The organism is Vibrio splendidus (genome assembly GCF_003345295.1).
GTDB lineage: Bacteria > Pseudomonadota > Gammaproteobacteria > Enterobacterales > Vibrionaceae > Vibrio > Vibrio splendidus_K.
In genome coordinates this window covers 3,345,242-3,362,154 of the sequence record NZ_CP031055.1, presented here as the reverse complement: position 1 = coordinate 3,362,154, position 16,913 = coordinate 3,345,242, and the positions used below count along the sequence as shown (strand labels likewise).

Below are 16,913 nucleotides of genomic sequence, written 5' to 3'. Positions count from 1 at the left end.
ACCATACCGTCACTTAAAATTGGCTTTTTACTCGGTATAAAACCAGCTCCAACAAGACTTCTTGCATCGCACATAGCATGAAATTCACTCTCAAGTTATTACACAAAGTACTACTATTTCCAGTCAGGTTTAGCCCAATATTCGAGATCATATAAACGATATCTTTGTGTCTAAAAAACAGATCAACATACCTAAAATTACTGTATTAAATCACCCAAGGTTTTTCACTAGAATCAGGCTTAAACACAACAGAATCATCAATCTCTTTTATCTCACCTGAGTATGTTCCACCGATGTTAGACAGTAAGTAACAAGAGGTTTCCGTTCTAATAAAGTAGATATCGAAAGGCCCTTTTGACTCATCCTTTGCAATCTGTTGACGAACGATACTCAAGAAAAAATCAGAGAAAAGACTTATATCCCTAGTCCATCTATTACGAAGAGAGTTATTAATCGACTCCAAGTTCGTCATAGAAATGATCTTTCGACAACGAGACTGGTACTCAGGTATTAGCTTATCTCGAATACTTTGCGAAACAAGCTCATCAAAAAAGTGGTGTAGCCTACCCGCGAGTTTATGTCGATTGATCTCATCAACTAAAAAACTAAGTTCCTTTTTACCTTGCTGAAGTCCGCTTTTTACCTGTTGATTAGGCTCACAACTAAGCAGCTTCTCAACTCTAAATTCCTTTAATTCGATTCTACTACCGCCAAATATTTTTGGGTCAATGATACAAATCGAGCTAACTTTTTTGTACAGAGTAGGAGCATTACCACCAGTCACAAATTTCAAAATAAACCCATCATCTACCAACTCATTTTTGTAACGACGTAACCTCTGCACCGTCATTCCTGTGATAAAGGAAAGATAAGAAAAGCTAATGCTTTCAATAACGCCTAAATCATCACTCAAGGAAACCAAGATAGCTTTAAGTAGTCGCTTCGATAATGTCTCCGCTCGTTCATTTGACAAGTTTTTTTTTACGCCAAGGATATCCCTTATGCTGGCTAACTTACCTTCTCCCAGAGATGGGAAGACATCTAAAGAGGACGGGAAAAACGGTGTATAGGATATGCGACCATCGTTAGAATTTACATTATTACACTTTCGACTTGAGCATAAACGGGCCACAGAGCCACGGATGGTTGACTCTTTTATTTGTAGTGCCACTGCTATCTCTGCAATAGATAAAGACTTTCCACGACCTTTACCTATGTAAAGAAGCCAGTGAAAATAAACAACTTTATCTTGAGGTTTCAGCCCTTTCCAAGGTTGAAAAATAACACACATATAAATCAATACCTTATAAATATAATACCCATTATAAAACATGATATCACATTCACTTTGACCGCACTAAAGTTACATGTAAAACTACATGTAGCAAAAACAAAACCGAGAAAATATAATGAGTAAAGAAGTCGATAGTTTTAGGGAGTGGGCTAATTTTAAGAACAAGAAAATGGTCCAATGGCTAGCTCAGTATTTTGTCAAAAAAGGGATACCTAAAAAGCTCCCTTCCGTAGAAGATATAAATACCTACTCTCAGGAAGACGGTATTTTAGAACAAGCTGAATTTTTCAGGATTGAAGATCAGGCTTTAAGGCAAGAGAAACTGTCGATGATGAAGAAGTCTTGGGCGCAATACAGTCGCAGAACAAAAGGAGATAATAGTGTACATACTGTCTATGTTGATGACAGTACCCATAAAGTTCTTAAGACTATTAAAAAGCAAGAGCGATTAAATAATCTAGGTCAATCTGTAGAATCAATTATCGATGGAACGGCATTTAAAAGAGAGATTCGAAGGCTAGAAAATGCCAATGACTTATTACATAACCAGCTCAAAGACTTCCCTATATTGCAGGAGAGCAACCGAAAGCAAGAGATTCAGTTACGAGAAATGCGTGATAAAACGGAGTCGCTAGAGCAAAGAAATCTAATGCTAACAAAAGCGCTCGAACAACTAGTTAGCTCATTAAAGTCTGAATAGTTGCAAGTAACCAAACCCGTAACCATTGTATATATTCGTCAAGCGTTACCTCGTAAGAAACCTTGCTCTTAAGAATATAATCTACGGTCAATTTACCTTATATACTGTAGACACTATAACTGGTGATTAATGTGGTGGGTAAAACAATATCTACCAAGATCATGCACTATTAGAGGTAGGTTATGGCGAAGTTGTCAGTTAAGAAAGTAAAAGCGCTCATCAAAAGCTGGTAGAACAGGACGACTCGAATATTAGCGATGTAATCAAAGAGCTCATTGATGAGAAGTATGAGCAGCTTAAGTGATTGAGGCAGGCTCTCAATGTATCCTGTAGAACACTTTATGCCAACTTATCGGGTAGGCTCCGACAAATTGATAGATTTATATCAACAAACGCCTGCCAAGTATAAGTAGAGGCATAATGCCTTCTATACTGCAATTCCACTCGACAAATATCCGGTCTCGTATCATAGATACGACATTGTTTATTTTCCACATTGAGGTGACGGCAAATGCCGTCACCTCTGTCCAAGCTCTTGGTCTCTGCAGATAAATCAACATTCGCACAACACTTACCACATGAATAGCAAGGGAAAGGGTTAAGGTTAACTTGATTCATAAGCTCATCAACCAAGCTCGAGTACTATCAAGGTTGTTATCCTCAAATGGTAGCTCTATCTCCCGTCTACTTATCTCTTTCGACAACATCATGCTTCTTTCGTATTCACAACTCACAGATTCAAGGTTATCGACAAGTCCAGCCAACTCATCAGGTGAAAGATTAAACTCGACTTTGGAAAGCTCAATCAAGTATCGATCAAGTTCAGCATTTATTGTCTGAAAGTATTCCAATGTTCTCTTTTCTACTGACTTAAACTGATCTAGATAATCCCACACTTTTCGCATTAATTTACTGTGATCTAAAAAGTATGTGATACCTATGGTCATTATGCCTGTAGCCACCGCGCTCACAAATGAGGCTAATTCAATACCGAGAGGGAATGTCATTAGCGAGGCTAATTGCTGGTTAAGCATCACTCCCATTGCAACCGCAACACCAGTAGACAGAATGCGTGTAACTTCTCGTACCAAAGATCCAGGGCTAAGGCTCTCCGGATTAAAGAACAAGACCTTAGCAGCCGAAACTAGACTTGACCAAGTTTCACGGAGGAGTTTCCCGATCAACTTTTCGGTAGTAAAAAAGATATTCATTAAGGTCGAACTTAAGCTAGATAAGGCCCCCGCTAAAGCCCCGTTTTTAAACTCATCTAGAATATCTTTAAATCGATCTTTGACCCTTCCCCAAATTTTTCCGGCGGTAGCCTTTAGCTTATTTAGAAACTTATCAAGTGTGAAATTTTCTTCTTTATCTTTAAATAGCTGAGGGATTGCATCTTTTATTTCAAACCAAACTTCGGCAAAAACAAGCCCTAAAGCCTGTCTAACCCCCATAGCGAAACCAGCTTTACTAGACGCCATCGCAGTACTCTTAAAAAACTTACTGCTGGTATAGTAAGTGAAATTGATCTGCTTGTCGTATTGTTGTCTTGCTCTCTTATCCGCCTCACGCATTTTATCTTCATCAAGACTTTCAAGAACAGCAACCTGTTCACTTTGCTTGGTGATTTTATCTGCTAGTTTACGTTTTTCATGCTTTTGTTGTTTAGTTTCCGAGGGCATAGAAGCCAAACGCAGTTTATCTCTTTCAATATTGTTACGCTTGTTCTCAATTGTCCTTGGTACAACGGTTCCTAAGAAATCATCCATAGAATGATCTGACTTGAGATTGTTGATGTAATAATGTGTCGATTGAAAGTTTGAGTTCTGATTGGCAAGTTCTACGCCGTCTAGCCCTGCAAGCACTCTTCCCGCATCATTATGGACTTCATGCGATGAAATGATGTGGTCTAGTTGGCGTTTTTCATCCTGAGACATAAGCTGGTTACGATATTCGTCTGACAAATTACCATCATGTTGCAGCTTTTTGTCTTCTTTTCCCTTCGCCTTATAATTCTGATGAGAGTGGTAGCGAGCTTCTCTTTTGGGTTTGTTCTTTCTATCAGTTACGACACTTCCGTCAGCATGATGTTTAACTGGTTTGTAATCCCCTTTATTCGCATACTCTGCTTGAACACTCTTTGAGACATAGATTTCAGTGTCACCTTTTTGGTTCTGGCGAACATTGTGAATGGTTGCAACATCACCACCTTTTTTGTCTTCAAACAGTAAAAAATCCAAACCAAATGTCGTCACCAAACTTTTAGTAACCGTCTTATTTAGCTCATCGACTAGTGCGAAGTGCTGTGAATTGTTTTCTGACATACCATACTGCTCCATTGAAAAGGGAGAGAGCCTCCCTTCAATTTATATCCCCGCGAGAACAATACTTATTTTTGAGTGTTACTCGACTTTGCAAGCGTAGCTTTTATTCCAAACTCATTGATCACTTGCATTCCATCGCTATCGGTTTCGATTTCAACGATGTTTTCATCATTTAACACCACATTACCCTGTGCATCTTTTTTAGGTTTAAACAACGGTGTTGTAATGATATCAGTGAGGATTGCTGCAATTTGGTAGCCATTTTTAATTAGAAGAATTACTTCATCTTCAAATTTGGAAATATCCGTTTTGTTCGAGATCAATTGTTCAAAAGCTTTTAGGCTATCAAAGTATTCTCTAAATATTGAATACAGACGATCTATTTCTGCGTAAATCCTATCGACATATAGCTTAGTTTTGGCTAATTGTTTGCGCCCCTGTACCATCTTGCCTACAGCTTCGTTAACTTCTGCTCGAGTTTCTCTTGCATCGCTCAATGCTTCTTCCGCATGAGAGGCAAAAGCCCACCCAGCAATCGCCATAATAGGAGCTGCAACAACACCACCAAGAACCATCGCACCTCCAGCCATACCGAAGCCACCAGCAGCAAGGGAACCTCCTCCAATAGCGGCCATAGTTGCATTGTATGCAGCTGCGCCAGATAGAGCGGCAATCGGTGTTCCTGTTGAAGCGGCAGCCATAGCCATAACGCCACCATATACAGCATATGCAGCGGCAGCACCAGCAGCACCAGCACCAGCAACCTTACTCATGTAAGCTGTTGTAGATAACGCGAGACCATCTATCTCATCAAGCTTATGCTGAGGGAAGTCAATTTCTAGGTCTTTAGAGTTGGATTGGTTCAATTTAACTAAAAGCTTTTCTGCAATAGTTCTGAACTCTTTAAAATCATTACCAACTTGTAATTGGAACTCGCCGAGACTGGTTAAACTTTTATTTGTCTGGTCGTTCTGTTCGTCAAAGATCGTTCTCTCTTCATCGTACTTTCTCTTTGCAGACTCGATAATATCACTTGCTTCAGATTTATCTTGGTACCCGTCATAGCCTTTTTTAGCTCCATAACTCGCTGCAGCAACAGCTGCGCCTGCTAAAATAAATGGTAATGGCATGTCTATTTCTCCAAAAATTTTTCTGCTTCGAACACAAGAGCCATCTGGCGTTGAACCCAATCCTTTAACTCATCGATGAGTGACAGCTCCACGCTTAGAGCTTCCGCTACATTTTTTATCAAATTGTCTTCATTTTCTTCAATCACCTGATCCGCGTAAGCAACACCAACTAATTCAATGAGAAACGCCATTTTCTGCGCCTTTTCTGAAAAAATTTCAGGAATCTGCTTAATATCAAATTTTTGTTCTAAATCTGCACTGTTATTGCATTGAGCAATGATTCCGTCCAATAGTAGCGTTTCTCGTTCATCAACGTATCCATCTGCTGCAATTAACTCCTTGGAGAAGTGATATAATGCAGCTTGTTGTTCATCATTAAGATGCTGAATAAACATTGCTATTTCCTTTCTTTTTATAAATATTACAAACGTCAGTTCCAAAGCTCTTAAGCCACTTATCAAGTAAGAATGAATCAATGACTGTGGCTGACACTCTATAGGTACTTTCCAACTCTTCTATGGCTTGATCTTCCGATAACGGTGTCTCCACAAGGTGGTATCCAGCTTGTTTATCTATATCAAACTGAACTTGACACGACTCACCTTCGCCAAAACCAAACCTTCCGTCAGAATCGTATTTAGCCAATGAAAAGCTCTCCGGTCTCTTGAAGTTAAATGACGAGACTATCGCATCATTTATACGATGAACGGCTAAGCTTCTTTCATTATTGAACCCTTCAAACCGACACACTAGATATAGTCGAACCCCTTGCTGTGCAAGGCCTAACGGCATAACTGTAGATGTCCTAACTTGCTTATTAGCATTATGATAGGTTACGGTCAATAAACGATCTTCATACAATGCTTTACTTATACTTTCTAAAACTTTGTTATCAATTTTTGGCGCTAGAAGAGGTTGAGACTCTGTCACTACTTTAATTTTGTCTTTCCACACCCGATCTTTATGATTTTTAGGGTCGAACTCGAGGTTGTACTTAGCTTCTGTAAAGTGAGGTCTTAGTGATTGCATTACATCTTTTGGTAGCAATAACTTTAAGTGCTTCTCTGCTAGAGCCAAGAGTAAAGATTCATGTGCATTGAGCGAGCTAGCTCCTAAGGTGTGACTACTTCTTTCAAAACTATATCCATAAGGCTTAGAACGAGTATCCCTATCTATGGCAAAGTGTTCACTCAACATCTCTAAGTTGCGTTGTATTGTTCTTATATCTCTCGAAATACCTATAGCTTCTAACTGCTCTCGTATTTCCAGAGCGGTTATCTTTCTGTGTTTAGGTATTCGTTTAAGTATCTCGAGCACAAGAACCAATGAGTCTTGTGTACTTTTTCTTTTAGACAAAGCCAAATAATTCCGTGATTCAAACCAACTGTGATATGTGTTCCACAAATGAGAACGCTGATACTATACATGTGCAACTAATCATTCATGTGACTCAATGCACACAAATTATATTTGGGTTTAGCGACGAGTTATGTCGTACAAAGATCACCCCAAAATAGTTCAAAAAATAACGTTACTTAGTGCGGTATATCTATGACGTGAATTAGCGGATATCAGCTACAAAACTAGGGCGCTAGAGAAGAGTTAGATGAAACATCTAATGGGACTGCGTAGAGAACATTGTCACACCCTCATAACCTTTAGCCATGAGGGGTATAGAGAAAATTAATAATATTATCTTTCTAAATTATCGATAGCTCTAATTAAGCTTTTTGCTTTCTCACTATTTTCCAAAGTTATTTTTTCTCTAAAGCGAAGAAGAGATCTCTTCGCTTCTTGATCTTTTAAAAACAGATTACGGTCTTGTAATGCAGCAATGGCCAGAGCCCTTTTTAAAGGAGAGTTTCTTTCTTGCTGATTATTTCTATCATAGTAGTCCCTGACTCGCTCACTTGGTGCTCGGTTTACTTTTTCCCACTGCTCCAATGTTTGAGTCAAAGCGGCATCACCTGCTGCTTTAACTGCCGATTTTCCTGCACTAACCAATGAATCGAAAAATCCCATAATTACTCCTTACCAACTGTTAACTCGACGTTGTTTATTTTGTAGTAAAACAACCTATCAATACGACTAAAACATACAGCCTCTAAAAACTATGCTTCAGAGCCCACCATACTCACAACAGAACAGCCTTAATGGTTCGACTCTTTAAAGGTCTTTTTTATTAAGAGGTTACGCTCTCTTAGAGCACTACGAAGTGACTAATAAAAATTATTCATTTTGCTTATGTTTCGAGAGCTCATATAAAATGAGTTCAATACAAACTAATAAAATTAGAAACAAAACTCCACTACTAATCACACAGTCTACGATTGAATGCGACAACTTATGTCGCTGAAAAGGTGGTCTTAACAATAGCTTCATTTGATAGTCCACTACGACACAAGTTGCCGCACAAAAAAGTAACCTAATATCAATCAAGGTATTGAAGGTAACGATATGTCAAAAAGTAAAAGCCATATTCATGCCCGTAGCATTTCATTTATCGATGAAAAAAGTACGCCCCTCTATAGTGATGAAGCGCTTAAAAACATATTAAACAAAGTTTCAACCTTAGAGCTTGAAAACCAACGGCTTACAAATAGAGTTTCACTTTTAGAGAAGCGTTTAAGTATTGATTTATTGACTGGTTTATCTTCTCGTGATCAAGGTATTACACACATAGAGTCTCTAATAAAAAATAATGGTATTGAAACCTTCTCACTGGTCTTTATCGACTTAGATCAATTGAAAAAAATTAACGACTCTGCAGGGCATGTTATCGGCGATAGGATGATTGAGAAATTAGGTAAGATCTTGAAAAAAATGCAACTACCAAATCAAACAATAGCTAGGTTTGGAGGAGATGAGTTCATCGCAATTCTCCCAAACTACGATCAAAAAAAGACCACAAGTTGGTGCAACTACTTACAAACAAAAACTAAGCTTCAGGAGCCGATACGTATTGATGGAGAGCATTTCTACCTTTCTGTTTCATTTGGCTCTTACGTGCACCACAAAACAAGCGAAACTGAACATTTAGATGTAAAGCAACTAATAGAGAGAGCAGATAAAGATATGTATAAAAACAAACATAGTAAAAAACGACCCGCTCAAAAATTATAAGCACAAACAACACCAAGCGGGGGTTAAAATGGTGGTTATAAAATATAAAAACCAAAATTTCAAAACTAAGGAATTGATATAAGTAGATTTTAATAAACAAATCAACATTCAGATCCAGAATATTGAATAACAGTTTGTCAGTAACACGCTGTGAATAAGCCATTAGCTGAATCAGTGTTGATTAACTAACAGTGTTGATTAGATCAAGATAAGCTCCTAGTTTTAGGGGCTTTTTTTATGGATACAATAATGCCAATCAGGATGAGTAAGTGAGCAGGTTGTTACGCAGGAGATTTGTTTGGAGCAAGAGATAAAGATAGACACAGCTATAGATAGAACAGAGAAGCGGATGTAGCAAAGGATTTTAGAATATTTTGAGGGGGTATTACAGGTGGAACTAGAGGGGAAAGATTTAAGGGAGAAAGTGACGCAAGTTGCTAATGCAACCTGCGCCGACTTAAAATCTTATAGAGCTACAACGTTTGCAGCTTGAAGACCTTTTTGGCCTTGCTCTACTTCGAAAGACACTTGTTGGCCTTCTTTAAGAGTCTTGAAACCTTCAGATGCGATAGCACGGAAGTGAACGAATACGTCAGCGCCGCCGTTGTCTTGAGTTAGGAAACCGAAACCTTTCTCTTCGTTAAACCATTTTACTACGCCGTTTGTTTTGTTAGACATGATGTGTCCCTTATATAAAAATAAAAAATTAATCGCCAAAAGTGCGATGCGCTGAAAGCTTGAATTATTTAATGTATCTATGAAGCCAAGGGAAACACTGAGAATAACAATGAAGCAATACTAAGGGTTTTACTTTACAACTGATGTTTCATTTAATAACTCTGAAAACAGAGCGAGGCCATTCTTGGTGATCTGGGTCGGGTTGTAAAGCTTTATTTGAAAATAATTGATGTTTTTTTGTTCGGTTGGCTTAAATTACAGCCCTACTACGCCATTAAGCTCATTTATAACGCTTTGATCTTAAGAAATTTACTCATAGTACGACTCTCTAAGCACTCCCCCTCAGGTAAGTCCGTATTTCTAGTATGCATAGAAAAGCTCAACCCCATCCCAGGTTTGAACCAGTAATTAAGACGACCTTATTTTCTGGTTGTTGAGCTTTATTTGTCATCATTATGTCTTTTTGATGATTAGCACTGATGATCGGGTAAGTCTTGGGTTTTATAGAGATCGGCAATGTCGTGATTCTTATCTCTATGTTTAGCTTCATCTTCCCTTATGCAGAAAAGCACATCCAAAAACGTAGCATTCTCGGGTAAGCGATAATATTTAATCGCAATTTCAGGCGCAGGATGATTGGGCAACGTGCCATCTTGAATTTTCGAGATATATTCGGAGTAACTATTACAAGCTTCCTCTTCAAAATACCCAACAATCCTATGTGCCGTTTTAGATGAGACTAAGTAAATCAATCCATAGATGAGTAGAAAGATGAACTGTAATAGCATCACTAAAATGCGCTCTATAATGGACGGGTTGGTAACGGTAAGGAAAATCATCAAATGCATCCGTTCATTATCCGCTTCGTCCAGTAGCTCTTTGATCCAACCACCATCGTCTTTCATGCGGCGCAGAGCTTTGAGGTGGTTGAACACTCCCGCCACCATGCCCGGCACCGCCGCTATGGTTTCTAACAGCATGGCTCGTTTGGCTAAGTGTTTTCCATAAAACAAGTTAAGTGTCTTTTTGAGAAGTCGAGTAACAAGAAGTGCAACCTTTTCGGAGAAGATTTCAGGTTTATAATGAGTGCTTTCAAAATGCATAGCGTGTTCCTTATATGAGTCTATTACTTACTAATCAACATTCATGCCAAGACACAAACCCTTGTACATCAAGGTAAAAACAACAATTAGAGTCTTATTGACAGCACAATTACCGTAATTAAAAAGACATCTTTATGTCCTTTAGACACGTCGAGGGCAATAAAAAACCCAGCAACATGGCTGGGCTCTTATTAGCTTATAACCTGATTGATTTACTCATCCGGCTGCTTGGTTCTTAGATCGACATATGGCCAATAATGATGCCCAACACGAATCAAGAGTGTTGCTGCGGCCAAGATAAATGCCGCTAAAGATAACCAAACGATCAATACCGCATCGAGTTCTTTCATGCCTAAAGTGATATAACGAGCAATTGCCATCATCGCGATGTAGATGGGGTATCGCACTGGGATCTTACCGTTCATCACAAACTGCTGAACCATCGCCAACACTTCTAAATAGATAAACATCAGCAGAATGTCGGTCAATTGCACTCGGCGTTCAGCGAAGACATGCATGAACTCTTCGACCATCGCAAACAAGGTCGCCAGTGTGATCGCCACCAGCAATACCGCTTCCATAATGTGGAATACTTTTAAAAACGGCTTACTAAAAGATTTAGGCAAGTTAGAAGGCATAGTCACTCTTCAAAAAATAATTAATCCAGTCTCTACAATAGCATGCATCAATATAAGTCGCGTACTGTCAAAGCATCGACTTGGGGATAACGCCATCAATTCATCGGTAACCACCAGGAAGAAGCAAAGGTAAGAAACAACAGATAAAACAATGGCCCCACATTTACTGCAGAGCCATATGCTTGTCTTTTACTTAGCGGCTTTTTAGTGGCTAATTAGCCTTAAAGCAGAATCAGGTAAGTTAAGAACACCACACACAGGCCGTAGATAAGTGGATGCACTTCTTTATACAAACCAAAACCAATAAAAATAAACTCAATTAAATTAAGTGCCTAGGTTTGAAAGTGTCATAATAGTACACGCTGATATCGGAGTTACTATGGTTCAAAATCGTCATTTGGAATAGCAGATATGATTCCTCTCTTCTGCATGCCCTTTACTGAACAAAAACAACTGGTCACCTTTCACTTTATACATCAGTTCAATTTTAGCTCTTATCAGAGCGTCCATATCACGAACAAAGATCTCATTGCCAGTTGGCTTTAGATTCCAGTCGATATGTTGATAGGCAACCGATAGGAGACCATTCTCAGCAATGTAGTTTGCTTCATAATAGACTTCGTAGGGCTTGGTTTCTCCTACAAGTGTCTGAACATAACCTTTCTGAAAAATCAGCAAACTGTCATTTGAGGTAAACTCTAAAATAGAGCGATCAGCGATCTCTTGATAGTGACGATACCCTTGCGAAACAAACCCCTCATCAAGCTGAACACATGCCCAACGACTACCCGCTAACTGTTGTTGCTCAAACTTCCACTGATACAACGCCACACCGATGACACAGGTAGCAAGCGCAATATTGAAAACGACGACCGATTTTATCCGCATATTGATCGAGCCCTCCTAATTGCTTTCACCACCGTCTCTGATAAATCATCAATACTCACCGAATGATTCACGTAGCTTGCGTTCTTACTGCCGTGTTTCGCAAAAGCAAAAGTTTTAATCATATAAACGTCGTCGTCATAAGCAGACTCTGCGATTCGCAGATACATATCCGCATGACAGGTTGGAAACGATTGAGTCGCTAATTCATATGCGAGCAGTCGACCGTCACTTATTAAATAAGCACTGTCATAAAGATAAAAATCGGTCACGCCAATCTGAAAATGTTGATACTCACTAGGCTGGAGAAACTGTGGCTTTCGGATAAAAGGCTTAGTAAAAAAAACGAACACCAAACAGGCTAGCAGCAATACCGTTACAAACCCATGCCAAGAATACATGTTCATTTTCAAGGTAGGGGCAGGCTTAAGGCTCACCTCTTCTAAAACGATTTCTTGCTCTTGGCTAACCCGAATTGCTCGGTTTCCTATTTTCTTAATCGGCTCTTTGCCACTGTGAATGTTCAGAACGTAGCCAATTTTGCTGACTGTTTTCAAGGTGACATCGCGCGCGCCCAACTGCTCGAAGTTTTTCCTTAAACCTGAAATGACATTAGTTATCGCTTGGTCAGTGACTAATGCGCCCCCCCAACACGTTTCAAATAGTCGTTCACGAGTAACGTGAGCACCCTGGTTTTCAAGTAACAAGCTCAACACTGCATATGGAAGCGGGCGTAATTGAATACATTCACCATCGGCATTCGATAAAGTTAGAGTCGTTGGATCGAGAATCAAATTGGAAAAACAGACTCTATGCATACACTCACTATTACCGAAATTAGGGCTCACGTAACCAAAAAAACACACGCGTGAAGAACTGGATCCTACCATTACCAAGTCAACTGCGTAAGCATTGAGTACAATCCATCTACCTAAAGCAAAAGTTCCTACAGAAAAAATACAACATCAACTATATCAATGAATTATGCAATAAAGATAAAAACATATAAAAGGAAAATCATCAATAAACCGACAACTCATGAAGTTTATATGAATTCCATCTTTAGTTTTATATTGCCATTGAACACATAATGCACACCACTTTTTATCCCCGATGAGATGAATTTAATGAAAAAAGCAGTGATCCTTCTGGCAGCATTTTCTGCCTTTGCCAGTGCCCAAGAGCAAGCAGTTGAGAAAGACGTATCTGGCTTTTACCTAGGTGGTGGTTTTGGTACCACAACTTACGATGACGATGCCGCGTTTTCTACACTAGAAACAAAATACTCAACGGTTAAGTTGATTGGTGGCTATCAATTTAACCGCATTGTTGGCGTTGAAACACAATTCACCAAATACAGTAATATAACAGCACCAGGCTTGTCAGGTTATGCTATCGAGACAGCAGGCATATCTATTGCTGCAAACCTTGGCTATACCTTTGATAGCGGTTGGCGTCCATTTGGTACCATAGGTCTAACGCAGCTTTCATTTGATATTGATGACTATGGTAGCAAAGATGAAACAGCATTGCGTCTGGGCGCAGGTGTAGAATACACACCAGCAAGCCTTGAGAACCTAAACTTCCGTGTGGCTTACGAAGTTGATACCTTCAGCGTTGATACTGGCCACTGGTTATACAATGATGTGACCGTCCAACTTGGTAGCTTCTACGCTGGCGCAACGTACAAATTCTAATAACGAACACTTCGTTGGCTAGTAAACGTAAAGAGGCGACCACCGTCGCCCTTTTTAGATGAACATCAGCAGAATGGCGGTAAGTTGAACTCAACGTTCAGCAAGAACGAGCATAAATTTAAGATACAACAGATACAACAGATACAACAGATACAACAGATACAACAGATACAACAGATACAAAAATGGCCCCACATTCACTGCAGAGCCATCTGTTTGTCTTTTACTTAGCGACTTTTTAGTGGCTAATTGGTAGTGGCGAATTAACCTTATAGAAGAATCAGGTAAGTTAAGAACACCACACACAGGCCGTAGATAAGTGGGTGTACTTCTTTGCGCTTACCTGCCACAACCATAGTAAATGCGTAGCTGATGAAGCCCATCGCCATGCCGTTTGCTGGTGAGAAGCTTAGCACTGTAAACATGATGGTGAAGAAAGCCGCAATGCGTGACTCTTTCTTTTCCCAGTTAATCTGACCAAGGCGACCCACCATGTAGATGCCTACCACTACCATCGCAGGCGCGACCATTGCCGCTGAGAAGATAGAGAAGATTGGGTATAGGAATAGAGACACTAGGAATAAGCCAGCCACCATGACTGCCGCTAAACCTGTTTTCGCACCTTGAGAAGAGGCAATACCCGATTCAGAGAAAGCAGTGATCGATGTGGTACCAAGAATCGAACCAATCACTGTTCCGCCCGCATCAGCAACTAAAGCCGATTTCGCATTTGGTACCTTGCCATCTTTGTCGATGATACCCGCATCACGACCAACACCAACAATCGTGCTTAAGCCATCGAAGAAATCGACAATCAGGAAGATAAGGACGATGAACAATAGGTCGAACATTTTCTCAGGGGTGAAAGCTGAGAAATCAAAGATCGCACCGAAGCTGCCCGCCATACTTGGTGGCATAGAAACGAATTGATCTGGGATTGGTGCGTTTGATGTACCTAAGAACACATCAGCCAAAATCGTCAATGCAATCGCTGAAACAAACGAGATAAACGTTGCCAGCTTAATGTCACGAACCATACAGCCCAGAGCGATGAAGATGCTCACATAAGCGATAACCACTTGTGGGTCTGAGATGTCACCTAAGCCAACCAGTACAAACGGGTTAGACACGATGATGCCTGCATTCTTAAGTCCTAAGAAAGCAATGAATAAGCCGAGAGATACGGTAATCGCCAACTTCAAATCTTCAGGAATCGATTCAATCATCGACTTACGAATATTGGTCAATGAGAAAGCGAGATAAAGGATACCCGATAGGAAGATGCCAAATAGCGCTTCATTCCAAAGTACAGCGACTGAACCACTTAACAGTAAGCCTTTGAAGAAGCCGTTCATGCTCATACCTGGCGCCAGCATCACTGGGTAGTTACCCCAAATGCCCATGATAAGCGTTGCGATAGCAGCAGAAAGAGCGGTAGCCGTAAATACAGCCCCTTTGTCCATCCCCGGGATACCACCCAAAATTGCTGGGTTAACCGCCAAGATATAACTCATCGCTAGAAAGGTAATAAAACCTGCGTATAGCTCAGTGCTGATCGTGGTCTTTCTCTCTGAGAGTTTGAACATGGTGTCAAGCGAACCAGATGTTTTCTGGGCTTTCAGGGTGGAGTCGGTATTCACAACAAAACCTATGTAATAAATTAAAAAATTTGAGATTCAAATGCTGTGAGAATAGAGGGGTCTCTACACTAAAAACTGTAGTCACCAAGGTAGGCTCGGTAGTAGAAACATCTAGTCCATATCACTAGATATATACAGCATTTAATCGTTTGCGCGGATTGTAAGGATTGAGATTAAAACTTCAACAAATTTTGTCCAGATCACATAAAAAAGTGAAGATGACGAGTCATTGCAGTTATACAAAGATCCTTGAAAAGATCATTCGCTGATAAATAACGATCAAGCCAGTTGTTCTCAATCATCTAAATATGCTACTCTTCGCCTCCATTTTTCTGACCTAATTTTCACCAGTTGTCTCGATTAGTTTCACTCGTTACCTCTTTATAGATGTAACCACCGAAACAATTAGTAGATGCACCACCGGAACAAAAATTAGGGTCAGTGCTATCTTTTATAGTGTCGGTTTATCGCCCTCACTCAATCCAACCAACAGTGGAAATATACAGATGGGCATAGGTACTCTTTACATCGTATCTGCACCTAGTGGCGCAGGTAAATCGAGCTTGATCTCAGCAATGCTGGAAACCAATCCAACCTACGCAATGAAGGTATCTGTTTCACACACCACTCGCGGTATGCGCCCTGGTGAAGAAAATGGTGTTCACTACCACTTTGTAGAGAAACATCACTTTGAAGATCTCATCAAGAAGAGTGAGTTCCTAGAGTATGCTGAAGTATTCGGCAACTACTACGGTACGTCACGTGTTTGGATTGAAGAAAACCTAAACCGCGGTATCGATGTATTCCTAGATATCGACTGGCAAGGTGCTCGTCAGATCCGTGAACAAATGCCTCAAGCGAAGAGTGTCTTCATTCTTCCACCATCAAATGGTGAGCTAGAGCGTCGTTTAAATGTTCGCGGTCAAGATAGCGACGAAGTTATTGCGAAACGCATGAGCGAAGCAAAATCAGAGATTTCTCACTATGCAGAATACGATTATGTGATCGTGAATGATGACTTTGATGCAGCCTTAATGGACTTCAGAGCAATCATTCGTGCGGAACGCTTAAAAGAAGATAAGCAAGCAGCTAAATACAGCGGCATGCTTACAGCACTACTAGCGGAATAATCTCTGATACCAATCGTAGTAAACAACTGGTCATTCTAGCTTGCTAAAAAGCCTGATAACGTCGTTATAATTTTTGATTGTAGGGTCACTACTTATCGAAAAGTTCTGCCTTGTTCTCAAACTTTTTTCCGGCGCTATCTCTGAGCACTTATTTACTGTGATTGGTATAACTGGATTTTCCATTGAGATAAGTATACGGTGAGCTAGAAAGTCTCTAGTTAAACTTGTATACTTTCTCGTCATATAAAATTTATTAGTTAATTACTATTTGGAGTCCTCATGGCACGCGTAACTGTTCAAGACGCTGTTGAAAAAGTTGGCAACCGTTTCGACCTAGTTCTTATTTCGGCTCGCCGCGCACGTCAAATGCAAACTGGCGGCAAAGATTCACTAGTGCCTGAAGAAAACGATAAGCCGACGGTTATCGCTCTTCGCGAAATCGAAGAAGGTCTTATCACTAAAGACGTACTAGATGCTCGTGAGCGTCAAGAGCAACAAGAGCAAGAAGCGGCTGAACTTGCAGCAGTAAGCAGCATCGCTCACACTCGCTGATAGAATCAACGTCATTCGAACT

18 protein-coding genes and 1 riboswitch are annotated in these 16,913 nt (G+C 40.1%); of the genes, 5 read left to right on the top strand and 13 right to left on the bottom strand.

Annotation, left to right across the window (positions count from 1 at the left end; all coding sequences use genetic code 11):
- Positions 1-205 precede the first annotated feature (205 nt).
- Positions 206-1,333 carry a hypothetical protein gene (locus DUN60_RS15130; RefSeq protein ID WP_241910914.1) on the bottom strand — a complete coding sequence of 376 codons (1,128 nt, stop codon included), beginning with the start codon at positions 1,331-1,333 and terminating at the stop codon, positions 206-208.
- Positions 1,334-1,409: 76 nt separating this feature from the next.
- Between DUN60_RS15130 and DUN60_RS15125 the strand changes: the two genes are divergently transcribed.
- Positions 1,410-1,994 carry a hypothetical protein gene (locus DUN60_RS15125; RefSeq protein ID WP_114634195.1) on the top strand — a complete coding sequence of 195 codons (585 nt, stop codon included), beginning with the start codon at positions 1,410-1,412 and terminating at the stop codon, positions 1,992-1,994.
- A 339-nt stretch (positions 1,995-2,333) separates the two neighbouring features.
- On the opposite strand, the gene DUN60_RS25035 is transcribed toward DUN60_RS15125, so the two are convergent.
- The 6 genes from DUN60_RS25035 to DUN60_RS15095 all read right to left on the bottom strand — a co-directional run bounded on the left by DUN60_RS25035 (position 2,334) and on the right by DUN60_RS15095 (position 7,467).
- Positions 2,334-2,612 carry a YkgJ family cysteine cluster protein gene (locus tag DUN60_RS25035; protein ID WP_080967388.1) on the bottom strand — a complete coding sequence of 93 codons (279 nt, stop codon included), beginning with the start codon at positions 2,610-2,612 and terminating at the stop codon, positions 2,334-2,336.
- Complete coding sequence (locus DUN60_RS15115; protein WP_114634326.1) at positions 2,609-4,315, bottom strand: ATPase; 1,707 nt, start codon at positions 4,313-4,315, stop codon at positions 2,609-2,611. Before DUN60_RS15115 ends, DUN60_RS25035 begins: the two co-directional genes overlap by 4 nt.
- A 65-nt stretch (positions 4,316-4,380) precedes the next feature.
- On the bottom strand, positions 4,381-5,445 hold the full coding sequence (locus DUN60_RS15110; RefSeq protein ID WP_048663072.1) for a hypothetical protein: 1,065 nt from the start codon (positions 5,443-5,445) through the stop codon (positions 4,381-4,383).
- Between the two features lie 2 nt (positions 5,446-5,447).
- On the bottom strand, positions 5,448-5,840 hold the full coding sequence (locus DUN60_RS15105; protein ID WP_016788400.1) for a tellurite resistance TerB family protein: 393 nt from the start codon (positions 5,838-5,840) through the stop codon (positions 5,448-5,450).
- Positions 5,821-6,807 carry a helix-turn-helix transcriptional regulator gene (locus tag DUN60_RS15100; RefSeq protein WP_016788401.1) on the bottom strand — a complete coding sequence of 329 codons (987 nt, stop codon included), beginning with the start codon at positions 6,805-6,807 and terminating at the stop codon, positions 5,821-5,823. Before DUN60_RS15100 ends, DUN60_RS15105 begins: the two co-directional genes overlap by 20 nt.
- Before the next feature lie 330 nt (positions 6,808-7,137).
- The gene (locus DUN60_RS15095; RefSeq protein WP_016788402.1) at positions 7,138-7,467 is read right to left on the bottom strand and encodes a hypothetical protein; all 330 of its coding nucleotides are present in this window, start codon (positions 7,465-7,467) and stop codon (positions 7,138-7,140) included.
- A gap of 435 nt (positions 7,468-7,902) precedes the next feature.
- On the opposite strand from DUN60_RS15095, the gene DUN60_RS15090 reads away from it, so the two are divergent.
- Positions 7,903-8,568, top strand: coding sequence for a GGDEF domain-containing protein (locus DUN60_RS15090; RefSeq protein WP_114634194.1), 666 nt, complete (start codon positions 7,903-7,905; stop codon positions 8,566-8,568).
- A gap of 465 nt (positions 8,569-9,033) precedes the next feature.
- Here DUN60_RS15090 and cspE read toward each other — a convergent pair whose 3' ends face one another.
- The 5 genes from cspE to DUN60_RS15065 form a co-directional block, all read right to left on the bottom strand.
- Positions 9,034-9,246, bottom strand: coding sequence for a transcription antiterminator/RNA stability regulator CspE (gene cspE, locus DUN60_RS15085; RefSeq protein WP_004735656.1), 213 nt, complete (start codon positions 9,244-9,246; stop codon positions 9,034-9,036).
- A 470-nt stretch (positions 9,247-9,716) separates the two neighbouring features.
- Positions 9,717-10,349 carry an alternative oxidase gene (locus tag DUN60_RS15080; RefSeq protein ID WP_114634193.1) on the bottom strand — a complete coding sequence of 211 codons (633 nt, stop codon included), beginning with the start codon at positions 10,347-10,349 and terminating at the stop codon, positions 9,717-9,719.
- Positions 10,350-10,561: 212 nt separating this feature from the next.
- A complete protein-coding gene (locus tag DUN60_RS15075; RefSeq protein ID WP_017079068.1) occupies positions 10,562-10,987 on the bottom strand; it encodes a phosphate-starvation-inducible protein PsiE in 426 nt (141 codons plus the stop codon).
- A 393-nt stretch (positions 10,988-11,380) separates the two neighbouring features.
- On the bottom strand, positions 11,381-11,875 hold the full coding sequence (locus tag DUN60_RS15070; protein WP_114634192.1) for a hypothetical protein: 495 nt from the start codon (positions 11,873-11,875) through the stop codon (positions 11,381-11,383).
- The gene (locus DUN60_RS15065; protein ID WP_114634191.1) at positions 11,866-12,690 is read right to left on the bottom strand and encodes a winged helix-turn-helix domain-containing protein; all 825 of its coding nucleotides are present in this window, start codon (positions 12,688-12,690) and stop codon (positions 11,866-11,868) included. Before DUN60_RS15065 ends, DUN60_RS15070 begins: the two co-directional genes overlap by 10 nt.
- Before the next feature lie 309 nt (positions 12,691-12,999).
- Here DUN60_RS15065 and DUN60_RS15060 point away from each other — a divergent pair, with 309 nt between their 5' ends.
- Entirely contained in the window at positions 13,000-13,569 is a 570-nt protein-coding gene (locus DUN60_RS15060) for an outer membrane protein (RefSeq protein WP_114634190.1), read from the top strand.
- Between the two features lie 269 nt (positions 13,570-13,838).
- On the opposite strand, the gene DUN60_RS15055 is transcribed toward DUN60_RS15060, so the two are convergent.
- The gene (locus tag DUN60_RS15055) at positions 13,839-15,209 is read right to left on the bottom strand and encodes an NCS2 family permease (protein WP_065207346.1); all 1,371 of its coding nucleotides are present in this window, start codon (positions 15,207-15,209) and stop codon (positions 13,839-13,841) included.
- A gap of 58 nt (positions 15,210-15,267) precedes the next feature.
- Positions 15,268-15,367: riboswitch (purine riboswitch) on the bottom strand.
- 348 nt (positions 15,368-15,715) lie between these two features.
- Between DUN60_RS15055 and gmk the strand changes: the two genes are divergently transcribed.
- The gene (gmk, locus tag DUN60_RS15050) at positions 15,716-16,339 is read left to right on the top strand and encodes a guanylate kinase (protein WP_017109197.1); all 624 of its coding nucleotides are present in this window, start codon (positions 15,716-15,718) and stop codon (positions 16,337-16,339) included.
- Between the two features lie 279 nt (positions 16,340-16,618).
- Positions 16,619-16,891, top strand: a complete 273-nt coding sequence (rpoZ, locus tag DUN60_RS15045; RefSeq protein WP_004735648.1) for a DNA-directed RNA polymerase subunit omega — start codon at positions 16,619-16,621, stop codon at positions 16,889-16,891.
- Positions 16,892-16,913: the final 22 nt, after the last annotated feature.

Bases quoted from the DNA above. Each gene is read 5' to 3' on its own strand.
- DUN60_RS15130 (WP_241910914.1), bottom strand. From the start codon at position 1,333: ATGTTTTATAATGGGTATTATATTTATAAGGTATTGATTTATATGTGT.
- DUN60_RS15125 (WP_114634195.1), top strand. From the start codon at position 1,410: ATGAGTAAAGAAGTCGATAGTTTTAGGGAGTGGGCTAATTTTAAGAAC.
- DUN60_RS25035 (WP_080967388.1), bottom strand. From the start codon at position 2,612: ATGAATCAAGTTAACCTTAACCCTTTCCCTTGCTATTCATGTGGTAAG.
- DUN60_RS15115 (WP_114634326.1), bottom strand. From the start codon at position 4,315: ATGTCAGAAAACAATTCACAGCACTTCGCACTAGTCGATGAGCTAAAT.
- DUN60_RS15110 (WP_048663072.1), bottom strand. From the start codon at position 5,445: ATGCCATTACCATTTATTTTAGCAGGCGCAGCTGTTGCTGCAGCGAGT.
- DUN60_RS15105 (WP_016788400.1), bottom strand. From the start codon at position 5,840: ATGTTTATTCAGCATCTTAATGATGAACAACAAGCTGCATTATATCAC.
- DUN60_RS15095 (WP_016788402.1), bottom strand. From the start codon at position 7,467: ATGGGATTTTTCGATTCATTGGTTAGTGCAGGAAAATCGGCAGTTAAA.
- DUN60_RS15090 (WP_114634194.1), top strand. From the start codon at position 7,903: ATGTCAAAAAGTAAAAGCCATATTCATGCCCGTAGCATTTCATTTATC.
- cspE (WP_004735656.1), bottom strand. From the start codon at position 9,246: ATGTCTAACAAAACAAACGGCGTAGTAAAATGGTTTAACGAAGAGAAA.
- DUN60_RS15080 (WP_114634193.1), bottom strand. From the start codon at position 10,349: ATGCATTTTGAAAGCACTCATTATAAACCTGAAATCTTCTCCGAAAAG.
- DUN60_RS15075 (WP_017079068.1), bottom strand. From the start codon at position 10,987: ATGCCTTCTAACTTGCCTAAATCTTTTAGTAAGCCGTTTTTAAAAGTA.
- DUN60_RS15070 (WP_114634192.1), bottom strand. From the start codon at position 11,875: ATGCGGATAAAATCGGTCGTCGTTTTCAATATTGCGCTTGCTACCTGT.
- DUN60_RS15065 (WP_114634191.1), bottom strand. From the start codon at position 12,690: ATGCATAGAGTCTGTTTTTCCAATTTGATTCTCGATCCAACGACTCTA.
- DUN60_RS15060 (WP_114634190.1), top strand. From the start codon at position 13,000: ATGAAAAAAGCAGTGATCCTTCTGGCAGCATTTTCTGCCTTTGCCAGT.
- gmk (WP_017109197.1), top strand. From the start codon at position 15,716: ATGGGCATAGGTACTCTTTACATCGTATCTGCACCTAGTGGCGCAGGT.
- rpoZ (WP_004735648.1), top strand. From the start codon at position 16,619: ATGGCACGCGTAACTGTTCAAGACGCTGTTGAAAAAGTTGGCAACCGT.